Origin of the sequence: Algibacter agarivorans, from assembly GCF_039543245.1 — a bacterium.
Lineage (GTDB): Bacteria > Bacteroidota > Bacteroidia > Flavobacteriales > Flavobacteriaceae > Algibacter_G > Algibacter_G agarivorans.
Map to the genome: position 1 here is coordinate 43,663 of NZ_BAABJJ010000030.1, position 12,628 is coordinate 56,290.

The 12,628-nt window shown below is 35.5% G+C and carries 11 protein-coding genes; all 11 read left to right on the top strand.

Translation table 11 applies throughout. From position 1 onward, the window contains the following. Positions 1-25: 25 nt before the first annotated feature. The 11 genes from ABD935_RS10330 to ABD935_RS10380 all read left to right on the top strand — a co-directional run bounded on the left by ABD935_RS10330 (position 26) and on the right by ABD935_RS10380 (position 12,536). Positions 26-1,000: a sugar phosphate isomerase/epimerase family protein gene (locus ABD935_RS10330; protein WP_345191944.1), complete on the top strand. Its 975-nt coding sequence runs from the start codon at positions 26-28 to the stop codon at positions 998-1,000. Positions 1,001-1,030: 30 nt separating this feature from the next. Continuing rightward, positions 1,031-2,203 (top strand): MFS transporter, encoded by a 1,173-nt coding sequence (locus ABD935_RS10335; protein WP_345191945.1) that lies wholly within the window; start codon positions 1,031-1,033, stop codon positions 2,201-2,203. A 7-nt stretch (positions 2,204-2,210) separates the two neighbouring features. Beyond that, positions 2,211-3,365, top strand: a complete 1,155-nt coding sequence (locus tag ABD935_RS10340; RefSeq protein ID WP_345191946.1) for a Gfo/Idh/MocA family protein — start codon at positions 2,211-2,213, stop codon at positions 3,363-3,365. Between the two features lie 127 nt (positions 3,366-3,492). Next, positions 3,493-4,545, top strand: a complete 1,053-nt coding sequence (locus ABD935_RS10345) for a sugar phosphate isomerase/epimerase family protein (protein WP_345191947.1) — start codon at positions 3,493-3,495, stop codon at positions 4,543-4,545. Between the two features lie 108 nt (positions 4,546-4,653). Next, positions 4,654-5,547, top strand: a complete 894-nt coding sequence (locus tag ABD935_RS10350) for a ThuA domain-containing protein (RefSeq protein ID WP_345191948.1) — start codon at positions 4,654-4,656, stop codon at positions 5,545-5,547. Between the two features lie 545 nt (positions 5,548-6,092). Further along, on the top strand, positions 6,093-6,716 hold the full coding sequence (locus tag ABD935_RS10355) for a GNAT family N-acetyltransferase (protein WP_345191949.1): 624 nt from the start codon (positions 6,093-6,095) through the stop codon (positions 6,714-6,716). A gap of 36 nt (positions 6,717-6,752) precedes the next feature. Continuing rightward, the gene (locus tag ABD935_RS10360) at positions 6,753-7,931 is read left to right on the top strand and encodes an argininosuccinate synthase (RefSeq protein WP_345191951.1); all 1,179 of its coding nucleotides are present in this window, start codon (positions 6,753-6,755) and stop codon (positions 7,929-7,931) included. A 59-nt stretch (positions 7,932-7,990) separates the two neighbouring features. Continuing rightward, on the top strand, positions 7,991-8,974 hold the full coding sequence (gene argC / locus ABD935_RS10365) for an N-acetyl-gamma-glutamyl-phosphate reductase (RefSeq protein WP_345191952.1): 984 nt from the start codon (positions 7,991-7,993) through the stop codon (positions 8,972-8,974). Positions 8,975-9,282: 308 nt separating this feature from the next. Beyond that, positions 9,283-10,077, top strand: a complete 795-nt coding sequence (gene proC, locus ABD935_RS10370) for a pyrroline-5-carboxylate reductase (RefSeq protein ID WP_345191953.1) — start codon at positions 9,283-9,285, stop codon at positions 10,075-10,077. 1 nt (position 10,078) lies between these two features. Continuing rightward, on the top strand, positions 10,079-11,227 hold the full coding sequence (locus ABD935_RS10375) for an aspartate aminotransferase family protein (RefSeq protein ID WP_345191954.1): 1,149 nt from the start codon (positions 10,079-10,081) through the stop codon (positions 11,225-11,227). Positions 11,228-11,342: 115 nt separating this feature from the next. Next, positions 11,343-12,536 (top strand): glutamate-5-semialdehyde dehydrogenase, encoded by a 1,194-nt coding sequence (locus ABD935_RS10380; RefSeq protein WP_345191955.1) that lies wholly within the window; start codon positions 11,343-11,345, stop codon positions 12,534-12,536. The last annotated feature ends 92 nt before the right edge of the window (positions 12,537-12,628 follow it).

Consider the following 12,628-nt stretch of genomic DNA (forward strand, 5'->3'; position numbering starts at 1 on the left):
TTAACTAATTTACCAATCAACTAGTATGAACCAACAAGATTTTATTTCAATAACAAAAAAATTTGTAACAGTTTTAGTTTTGCTCTCCTTGATTGCTTGTAAGAATGCAGAAAACAAAAAATCATCATTAAATAAAAATGCTGAGGATTCTCCAATGTTTTTTAAAATGTCTTTAGCGCAGTGGTCATTGCATAAGGCTATCTTGGAAGATGGGATGAATCCATTCGATTTTGCCAAAGAAGCAAGTGCATTGGATATTCATGCGATTGAATATGTTAGTCAACTTTATAAAAAAGAAGTGAGCCGGTTAGGGCTGGATGCTGTTATATATAGACTGAATGAGGAAAGTAAGAAGTATGGAGTGAAGAACTTACTCATCATGGTAGATGGTGAGGGAGATTTAGCCAATACTGATGAAAACAAATTGCATGAGGCTATTGAAAACCATAAAAAATGGGTTGATGCAGCGAAGGTTTTAGGTTGTCATTCTATTAGAGTAAATGCTCATGGTCAAGGTACAGATGTGGAGGTTATGGCAAATGCTGTTATAGGTTTGGCAAAGTTATCCGAATATGCAAAAACTAAAGGTATTAATATCTTGGTAGAAAACCATGGAGGATATACTTCTAATGGGGATTGGTTGGCCACCGTTATTCAAAAAGTGAATATGTCAAATTGCGGAACTTTACCTGATTTTGGTAATTTTTGTCTAAAAGGATCTCAGTCAATAAATAGTGAAAATTGTGAAAACGCATATGATATATACAAAGGAGTTAAAGAGTTAATGCCATATGCTAAAGCGGTAAGTGCAAAGTCTTATGATTTTGATGAAAATGGAAATCAGCCTAAAATTGATTACACTAAGATTTTACAAGTAGTAAAAAACGCTGGTTATTCTGGTTATATAGGAATTGAATACGAAGGAAGTAATTTGAGTGAAAAAGATGGAATTATTGCTACTAAAAAATTACTTGAAAAAGCATCTAAAGAGGTCAAATAATAATTGATTAAACCAAACTAAATATTTATTATGGAAAACATAAACAAAAACAGACTCTTTCTTGCTAGTTGTTTAGCGCTTATTACCACAGCAATGACCTTTGCAATTCGTGCGCGTTTGGAAACCGTTTTCGGTCCAGAAGGTGTTGGTTTAACCTTAGAGCAAATTGGTTATGCTTTCACGCCAGCTTTTTTTGGGTTTACATTGGCCATGATTTTTGGAGGGCCCTTAGTGGATTTTCTAGGGATTAAAAAAATTACTTGGATAGCCTTTGTAACGCATGCCATTGGTATTGTATGGACGATAATGGCCGACTCTATGAGTTCCCTTTTTCTTGCAACTTTATTTGTTGGTATAGGAAACGGTATGGTTGAAGCTGCATTGAATCCTATGATTGCATCCATGTACACCAACGAAAAAACAAAAATGCTTAATAGGTTTCATGTTTGGTTTCCTGGAGGTATTGTAATTGGCTCGCTTGTAGGGTGGCTAGTAATGGATGTTTTAGGGTTAAGTTGGCAAATTATGGTAGCCACTTTGTTTATCCCATTAATTATTTATGGCGGTTTATTTTATGGTCAAAATTTTCCAGTAACAGAGCGTGTTCAGATGGGGATTAGTAATAAAAAAATGTTCTCAAGTATTGGTAAACCATTATTTCTATTTATGATGTTCTGTATGTTTTTAACAGCTGCTTCAGAATTAGGAACTACACAACGGATTGAATCACTTTTAAAAGAATCGGTTGCTGTGCCGCTCTTGGTTTTGGCATTTATAAACGGCATAATGGCATTAGGACGACTATTTGCTGGACCTGTAGTTCATAAACTCAAACCAGCAGGCATGTTATTGTATTCGGCAATATTCACTTTTATTGGATTATGGTTGCTCACAGTAACTAGTGGTGGAATGACTTTTGTTGCAGCCGCAGTTTTTGCAATTGGAGTTACATTCTTTTGGCCAACCATGTTAGGTTTTGTTGCGGAATATCTTCCAGAAACGGGTGCTTTAGGCTTGTCTATTATGGGAGGTGCTGGCATGTTCTCGGTATCATTGGTATTACCAATTATGGGTAAATTAATGGATGATGCTAATGCTGCTGAAGCTTTAAGGACTATGTCTGTTCTTCCGGCAATACTCATTGTTGCTTTTATTGGACTTAATATATACATGAAAAAAAGAAATAAAACAGAACAAGCATAATTAAAATATGTCTAGAAAATTAAGAATGGGAATGATTGGTGGAGGAACTGGTTCTTTCATTGGCGATGTACATAGAAAAGCAGCTTCTATTGATGGTATGATAGAATTGGTATGCGGCGCTTTTAGTAGTAGTGCCGAAAAATCAATGACATCAGGAAAAGCATTATATCTTCCAGAAGAAAGATGTTACGGGAGTTTTGAAGACATGATTTCGAAAGAAAAAGAACGTCCTGAAAGTGAACGAATGGATTTTGTGGCAATCGTAACACCTAATCATATGCATTTTTCACCTGCAAAACTAGCGTTAGAAAGTGGATTTCATGTGGTTTGCGATAAACCAATGACACTTACTTTAGATGAAGCTGTTGAATTAGAAAAAATAGTTGCCAAAAGCGGAAAACTTTTTGCTTTAACCCATAATTATACGGGACATCCTTTAGTGAAACAAGCTAAAGCTATGGTAGCTAATGGCGATTTAGGTACCATTAGAAAAATACAAGTTCAATATTTACAAGGTTGGTTATCGACTGCTGTTGAAAAGACAGGGCAGAAACAAGCCTCGTGGAGAGTAGATCCTAAGAGGTCTGGAATTGGAGGGGCTTTAGGTGATATTGGAACACATGCTGAAAATTTAGTAGAGTATATCACGGGTTTAAGAATTAATGAATTAGCTGCTGATTTAGGGCGGTTTGGTGAAGGTAGAATTCTTGATGATGATGGTAATTTATTACTCCGCATGGAAAATGGGGCTAAAGGCACGATGTCTATTTCTCAAATAGCTTTAGGTGAAGAAAATAATTTAGCTATAAAAGTCTATGGAGAAAAAGGAAGTTTGGAATGGCATCAAGAAAATCCAAATCAATTAATTACACATTGGCTTGAACAGCCTGTGAAGGTTTTTACACCAAATGGGAATGATTTATATGATGAAGCCTTAAGCGTTTCACGTATCCCAGCAGGGCATCCAGAAGGGTATTTAGAAGCTTTTGCAACCATTTATAAAAATTTCGCAACGCATGTTATGGCAACTTTAGAAGAAAAAATAATAGAAAAACCAGATTATCCAACTGCCAAAGATGGTGTTCGTGGTATGAAATTTATTTACGCCGCTGTAGAAAGTGATAAGAATAATGCTAGTTGGACCAAAATGAAGGAGTTTTAAAAATAATTGTTGGCGGATAATGCGTTAGGGATTGCAGAGGAAAGCCCACAGCCCGACGCAGGAGGTGTGAGGACTTGTAACGGAAAGCCCGACCCTTGTGGGAACGCCAAAAAAATAATACAGAAATATGAAAACAATAAAAGGACCAGCAGTATTTTTAGCGCAATTTGCGGGAAGTGAAGCACCATTTAATAATTTAGACGGTATGTGTAAATGGGCAGCCGATTTAGGCTATAAAGGCATTCAGATACCAACATGGGAATCTAATTTAATTGATGTTGAAAAAGCTGCAGAGAGTCAAACCTATTGTGATGAGCTAAAAGGAAAAGTAAATTCTTATGGATTAGAAATTACTGAATTGTCAACGCATTTACAAGGGCAATTGGTAGCGGTAAATCCAGCATACGATACCATGTTTGATGGGTTTGCGCCAGAGCAAGTAAGAGGCAATCCAAAAGCAAGAACAGATTGGGCTATAGATTTTGTTAAAAAATCTGGCACAGCTAGTGGTCGATTGGGGTTGAAGTCGCACGCCTCATTTTCAGGAGCATTATTATGGCACACGGTTTATCCTTGGCCACAACGACCAAATGGTTTGGTGGAATTAGGTTTTGAAGAATTAGCAAATCGATGGTTACCTATTTTAAATCATTTTGATGAACATGGTGTTGATATTTGTTATGAATTACATCCAGGTGAAGATTTGCATGATGGTGTTACATTCGAACGTTTTTTAGAAGCTACAAATAATCATACACGTGCTAATATCCTTTATGATCCTAGTCATTTTGTGTTGCAGCAATTAGATTATTTAACTTTTATAGATTACTACCACGAGCGTATTAAGGCGTTCCATGTGAAGGATGCAGAGTTTAATCCAACAGGTAAGCAAGGGGTGTATGGCGGTTATTCTGATTGGAAAGATCGCGCAGGACGCTTCCGTTCTCTAGGTGACGGACAGGTAGATTTTAAAGGTATTTTTTCAAAATTAACTAAATTTGATTGCGATGTTTGGGCAGTGATGGAATGGGAGTGTTGTATAAAATCATCAGAACAAGGAGCACGAGAAGGAGCGCCCTTTATTCAAAAACATATTATAGAAGCTGCAGCTCGTAGATTTGATGATTTTGCAGGTGGAGCGACAGATAAAGCTCAGTTAAATAAAATATTAGGACTATAAAAAGGTTTTTAAATGAATGTATTGAATAAGGTTAAACATATTGGTTTCTTAGCTGTATGTCTTTGTTTTTTAGTAAGTTCTGCTTGCGGCAAAACAAAAAATGAAAAAATGAAAGTGTTAATTATTGATGGGCAAAATAATCATAAGGTTTGGCCTAAGTCAACCATAATGATGAAACAATATTTAGAGGAAACAGGCATATTTCAAGTAGATATTGCTAGAACTCAATTCCTTTACCAAAGTGAACTATTTAAAGATTGGCTAGGGTATGCCAATACTCCTGAAGGTATTGAAGGCAAGCCAAAAACAGATCCAAATTTTAAACCTGATTTTTTCAAATATGACGTTGTTGTATCTAACTTTGGATGGAAAGCTGCTCCCTGGCCTAATGAAACGAAAGTTAATTTTGAGAAATATTTAAAAAGTGGAGGGGGTTTTGTTAGCGTTCATGCAGCAGATAATTGTTTTCCTGAATGGCCAGCCTATAATAAAGCTATTGGTATTGGAGGATGGGATAGAAATGAGAAATCTGGTCCGTATTTATATATTGATGAAAATAATCAAGTTAAAAAGGATTACAGGCCTGGGATAGGAGGTGATCATGCTAAGCGAGAAGAGTTTCTCATTACAACCTATAATCAAGAGCATCCAATAACTAAGGGGATGCCTTTGCACTGGATGCATACAGTAGATGAATGTTATACGTATTTAAGAGGGCCGGCTGAAAATGTTACTATCTTAGCGACGGCAGTTTCTACGTTAAAAGATCCTAGTCTAAAACAAAAAGAGCCTATGGTTATGACAATAGATTATGGTAAAGGCAGAGTTTTTCATACCACACTTGGTCATGATACAACATCATTTGAATGTGTTGGTTTTATTACGCTTTTAAAACGAGGTGTTGAATGGGCCGCAACAGGAGAGGTAAACCAGACAGAAATTTCGGAGGATTTCCCCTCAGCTAATAAGGTTTCTGTGAGAAACTTTAATTACAAGAAATAAAATTTCTTAAGTGCATCCTAAATATAATCATTCTTGATTTGTTAAATACCATAGTTGGTGGTTTTGTATCTTGTTGGGTCAGTAATAGTTGTTAAAAATTGTTTTTAACTTTTTAAAAAACGTATGCAAAACTGATTTTTTTAAAACAAAATGCTGAAAAAATAGAGATATCTGTAATTTTTATAAAAAAGCAAATAGTTTTTATAGTTACTATGAAATAAAACTTTAGTTTTACGCTATGAATACATTAAAAAATAAAATACGTTGTACTATACCCGGTTTTCCCGTGCGCAATCGCCGCCGCCGTTTCTAATCTCAGATTTAGGCAAAAACCAATACGTAATTTTAATTTTTTTTCACATTGTATCATTTTTTATCCATAACATATCAAAATTTAGTAAGTCTTTTAATTAATATTTACGCTATGCGCCGTATTTTTGCTCGTCGCCCGTAAGGGTATGTCGTAATTTATTGAATTAGGTGAGTCCAGTTCAGCATTAAGAAAGAATTATAGAAACAATTTGATATTCAATACAGATTAAAAAATGAAGGTTGTCATAGCCGATACATCACATGTAAAATTCGCTGAAGCCATTTGCGAAACCATTGAGGCGTCTGCTCAAGTTAGAGGCACGGGCATCGCTAAGCGAACTCCTGAGTATATTGCCACTAAAATGGAAAATGGAAATGCTGTTATTGCTTTTGATGGCGATAAATTTGCAGGGTTTTGCTATATAGAAAAGTGGGGTCACGGTAAATATGTTGCCAATTCAGGTTTAATAGTTCATCCGGATTATAGAGGTAAAGGACTTGCTAAAAAAATTAAGCATAAAGTTTTTGAGCATTCTAGAAATAAATTTCCAGATGCCAAAGTGTTTAGTATTACAACAGGTTTTGCGGTTATGAAAATGAATACCGATTTAGGTTATAAACCTGTACCGTTTTCGGAATTAACAGACGATCCTACATTTTGGGATGGTTGTCAGACCTGTAAAAACTATGATGTTTTAACACGTACCAATCGTAAAATGTGCTTATGTACGGGCATGTTGTACGATTCGAAAGTGATAGAGTCAGAAGCTAAAATAAGAATAAAGGAAAAGGTTTTTAAGAGGTTAAAGCATATTAAGGAAACTATGTTTCTAAAAAAATATAAAAACAATAAATAGATTTCCGCCTTTGCGGAAATGAAAAAACAGTTCTCAATGAAAAAATTAGTAATAGCGTATAGTGGTGGTTTAGATACTTCATATTGCGCAGTGAGTTTGTCAAAGGAGTATGATGTACATGCGGTAAGCGTGAATACAGGTGGTTTTACGAAAGAAGAAATTAGCCATATTGAAAGTAACGCCTATAAAATGGGTGTTTCAACCTATAAAAATATTGATGCCGTTGCTACGTTTTACCAAAAAGTAGTGAAGTATTTAATATTTGGAAATGTGTTGAAAAACAATACCTATCCTCTTTCTGTAAGTGCTGAACGAATTATTCAAGCCATTGAAATTGTTGAATACGCAAAAAGTATCGATGCAGAATATATTGCTCATGGTAGTACCGGGGCAGGAAACGACCAAGTGCGTTTCGATATGATTTTTCAAACATTGGCACCAAACATTAAAATTATTACGCCAATTAGAGATGGAAAATTAACAAGACAAGAAGAGATTGATTACCTAAAAGAAAACGGTATTGATATGTCTTGGGAGAAGTCAAAATACTCAATCAACAAAGGGCTATGGGGAACAAGCGTTGGAGGTATAGAAACTTTAGAATCGGAAAAGCCATTACCAGATGAAGCCTACCCATCGCAATTAAAACATGCTGAAGACGAAAAAGTAAAATTAACTTTTTTAAAAGGTGAATTGGTTGCTGTAAATGGTATAGAAAACGACCCTGAAATTAATATTGAGGTTTTAAATAATTTAGCTTCGCCTTATGCTATAGGCAGAGATATTCATGTTGGTGATACCATTGTTGGGATCAAAGGACGTGTTGGTTTTGAAGCGGCAGCAGCATTAATTACCATTAAAGCACATCATTTATTGGAAAAGCATACACTCACAAAATGGCAATTACAGCACAAAGAATATTTGTCTAGTTTCTATGGTATGCATTTGCATGAAGGGCAGTATTTAGATCCTGTAATGCGTAATATCGAGGCCTTTTTACAAAGTAGTCAAGAGATGGTAACAGGAGATGTAACCGTAACTTTAAAGCCATATCATTTTTCATTGGATGGTATTGTTTCAAAACATGATTTAATGAGCGCTAAGTTTGGAAGTTATGGTGAAGAAAATAAAGCATGGACTGCTGATGATGCTAAAGGGTTTATCAAAATTCTAGGAAATCAAAACAAAATATATCAACAGGTAAACTCCAAATAGTTGTATTGCGACCTACGAGGTTATAAAAACCTTGTAGGTCTAAAAAAAGAAGTGTCAAAATGAAAAAAATTAAAGCAGGAATTATAGGAGGTGCTGGTTATACGGCAGGTGAATTAATTAGATTATTAATTAATCATCTGGAAACTGAGATTGATTTTGTGTTTAGTACAAGTAACGCTGGAAACAAGATTAGCAAAGTGCACCAAGATTTAGTAGGAACTTTAGATTTAGAATTTACAGATACCGTTAACCCAAATATTGATGTCTTGTTTTTATGTTTAGGACATGGGAATTCAGTTAAGTTTTTATCTGCTAATACCTTTTCTGAAAACACAAAAATTATCGATTTAGGAAACGATTTTAGATTAGAAGCTGATAAAGTTTTTAATGGAAAAACATTTGTTTATGGTTTGCCAGAATTGCAAAGAGAAGACATAAAGGTAGCAAAGTATATTGCAAATCCAGGGTGTTTTGCAACAGCTATTCAGTTAGGGTTATTGCCTTTAGCAGATAAAGGTTTGTTGAAGAACGATGTGCATATAAATGCGGTTACTGGAGCTACAGGTGCAGGAACATCATTGTCGGCAACGACACATTATACTTGGAGAGATAACAACTTTTCGTACTATAAGCCATTTACGCATCAGCATTTAGGAGAAATAAATCAATCGGTAAATCAATTGCAAAACAATTTTTCGTCAGAAATTGTTTTTATGCCAAATAGAGGGAATTTTTCAAGAGGTATTTTTGCAACCATTTATACTGATTTTGAAGGTTCATTAGAAGAAGCAAAAGCTATTTACAAAACGTTTTATAAGGATGCTGAATTTACTTTTGTGTCAGATGATTTTTTACATATGAAACAGGTTGTGAATACTAATAAATGTTTAGTGCATTTACATAAACATAATGGTAAATTGCTTATTACAAGCATTATAGATAATCTTTTAAAAGGAGCATCAGGTCAAGCGGTTCAAAACATGAATTTAATGTTTGGATTGGAAGAAACAACTGGGGTACAATTAAAAGGAACATATTTTTAATCCACCTAGTCTAAGCCCCGCCTAGCCTCCCCGAAGGGGAGGAATGGATTGCGGAAGTTTATGTCCAGAGACCTGAGAGGTTTCAAAAACCTTGAAGGTCTGAAGCTTAGTTTGAGTATGAGTTCCCCGCCTTTGGAGGGGTTAGGGGAGGATTTAGAGCAAGAGTGGCGCGTTAGGGATTGCAGCGGCATCCTTTTTTTGCTGCCATAAATGGCAAAAAAAGATATAGCGGAAAGCCCGACCCTTGTGGTAACGCCAAAAAAAATAAAATAGATTCCCTCCTTCGAGGGAATGAAAAAAGTACAATTATGAAAATAGCCATTATAGGAACAGGAAATTTAGGAAGTTCAATTGCCAAAGGGCTTATTGGTAACAAGTCGTTTTCGTCATTATATTTGAGTGATAAAAACACGTCGGCCGTAAAAGCTTTTGAAGATGAAGATTATGTAACGATTACTAGCGATAATGTTTTAGCTGTAGAGTCATCGGATATTGTGATTTTTGCTTTGCAACCAAGACATATTGATACGGTTTTGGAAAGTGTTTCTTCACATATTACAAATAATCATGTTGTTATGTCGGTGGCTGCTGGTTTTGAAATTTCTAAGATTGAGAGTATTGTTGGTAGTGATAAGAATGTAATTCGTGTGATGCCGAATACAGCGATTTCAATTGGTAAATCTATGACTTGCTTAGCTGCAAATGATAAAGGACAAGATAAAATAGAATTAGCAAAAAATATTTTTAATCAATTGGGTACTACCATGGTTATCCCTGAAGAGCAAATACAAGCCGCAACGGTAATTTGTGCCAGTGGTATTGCCTTTTGGATGCGTTTGGTTCGAGCTACAACACAAGGTGCTATTCAATTAGGTTTCGAGGCACATGAAGCACATGAATTAGCATTGCAGACCTGTTACGGTGCGGCTAGTTTGTTAAAAGAATCTGGTAGACATCCTGAAGAAGAGATTGATCGCGTAACCACTCCTAGTGGTTGCACTATTGAAGGTTTAAATGAAATGGAACATCAGGGTTTAAGTTCATCGCTCATAAAAGGAATTAATGCTTCGTTCGAAAAAATTAACCAATTAAAAAAGAGTTAAAATGCCATTATTTAATGTTTATCCACTGTACGATGTTACTCCAGTTTCCGGGAAGGGCGTTTATATTTATGATGATAAAGGAACTGAATATTTAGACCTTTATGGTGGGCATGCTGTAATTTCCATTGGGCACGCACATCCAAAATATGTTGAAGCCATTACAAATCAAGTGGCGTCGTTAGGGTTTTATTCGAATGCGATTCAAAATCCATTACAGGTAGAATTAGCAAATAAAATTGAACAGCTTTCTGGTTGTAAAGATTACGAATTGTTTTTATGTAATTCGGGTGCTGAAGCAAATGAAAACGCGTTGAAATTAGCGTCTTTTAAAACAGAAAAAACACGCGTTGTGGCATTTAATAATGGATTTCACGGTAGAACTTCGGCAGCAGTAGCAGCAACGGATAACAAGAATATTATTGCACCAATTAACGCACAACAGAAAGTAACGATTTTAGCTTTAAATGATATTGAAGGCGTTAAAAAAGAGTTAGAAAAAGGCGATGTTTGTGCCGTTATTCTGGAGTTTATTCAAGGTGTTGGTGGTTTAGACCAAGGCTCAGCGGAGTTTTTCGAACAAGTAGATATGCTTTGCAAGGCTAATAACACGATGTTTATTGCCGATGAAGTACAGTCGGGTTATGGGAGATCGGGCAAGTTTTTTGCGTTTCAACATTATAATGTTACTCCAGATATTATTTCTATTGCAAAAGGCATGGGTAATGGTTTTCCGATTGGAGGTATTTTAATTCATCCAGATATTGAAGCGAAGTTTGGTATGTTGGGGACTACTTTTGGTGGAAACCATTTAGCATGTGCCGCTGGATTATCGGTTTTAAATGTGATTGAAGATCAACAGTTGATGGACAACGTTAATGTAATGTCTGAGTACTTTACTAAGATTGCCGAAACCATTCCACAGATAAAAAATATTAAAGGTAAGGGGTTAATGATAGGTTTAGAATTTGATTTTGAAGTTGGTGACCTTAGAAAAAAACTAATTTACGATTATCATATTTTTACGGGTGGCGCATCCAATAAAAAATTATTGAGAATATTACCGCCGTTAACCGTTAGAAAGGAACATTTAGATATGTTTTTTGAAGCCTTAATTGAATCATTGGCCGAAGTTGAAATAAGCGTTGAATAAAAAAGTAGTTTGTTATTTCGACGTCCCGATAGCTGTCGGGAGTAAAAATACATAAGAATTTCAGGAAAGGGAGCTAAACTGAAGACTGAGAAACTGCTAACTGAAGACTAAAATTATGAATACATTATTATCCATAGAAACAAGAAACAATGTTTTACTTAAAATGGCTACGCTTTTAGAACAAGAACGCGAAGCGATTATAAGTATAAATAAAACAGATTTAGAGGCTTATAATGGCGATGATATTTCCATGTACGACCGTTTAAAAGTGGACGATTCTAAAGTGGACGAGATGATTGCATCTGTAACACATTTAGCATCACAAGACGACCCAGTTGGTGTGGAGCGTTTTAGTTTTAAGCACGATAATGGCATGCAGGTTTATAACAAAACAGCATCATTTGGAACAGTGATGATTATTTACGAATCGCGTCCTGATGTAACCGTTGAAGCTGCTGGAATTGCTTTTAAATCGGGAAATAAAATCTTGCTGAAAGGCGGGAAAGAATCCCTAAAATCGAACTTAAAAATTGTTGAATTGTGGCATCAAGCTTTGAAAGAACAAGATGCTTCTACAGATTGGGTAGAATATCTGCAATTTAACAGAACAGAAACGCAAGCATTTTTAGAAAAACCAACACAAAAGGTCGATTTAATTGTTCCAAGAGGCGGCGAACGTTTAATTGCCTTTGTTAAGCAACATGCAACCTGTCCGGTAATTATTAGTGGTCGCGGAAATAACTTTGTATATGTGCACGAAGCTGCCGATTTGGATATTGCAGTAGATGTGATTATGAACGGAAAGTCGAAAATATCAGCATGTAATGCAGTAGACAAGGTTTTAATTGATGAGAATCTTCCAAATAAAGATGAATTTGTTAAAACATTAATTTCAAAACTAAAGACATTAAAAATTGAAGTTCTTGGGGACGACGCTATTTCAAGAAATAATGATGTTGAAGTTCTTAAATCAAATGATATTTGGTATCAAGAGTTTTTAGATTATAAGATTCTTATTGGAGAAATTCCTTCTAATCAAGATACTATTGCTATGATAAATAAGTACTCTGGAGGCCATTCGTCAGTTATTATAACAACTAATGATGATGAAGCTAAGTTGTTCATGGAAAATGTAGATACAGCTGCGGTCTATCATAATGCATCAACTCGTTTTACGGATGGTGGACAATTAGGATTGGGTGGCGAATTAGCCATTAGTACAGATAAATTACACCAACGTGGACCCATAGGATTACAGCATTTAGTAACTAATAAATGGTATGTTCATGGAAATGGACAAATACGATAAGCATGCAAGTCCACCTGCTTGCCGGTAGGCAGGTAATGGGCATTTAAGAAATAAGCCAGTATTCGTCTATAATAACAAAAGACTAATTAGAG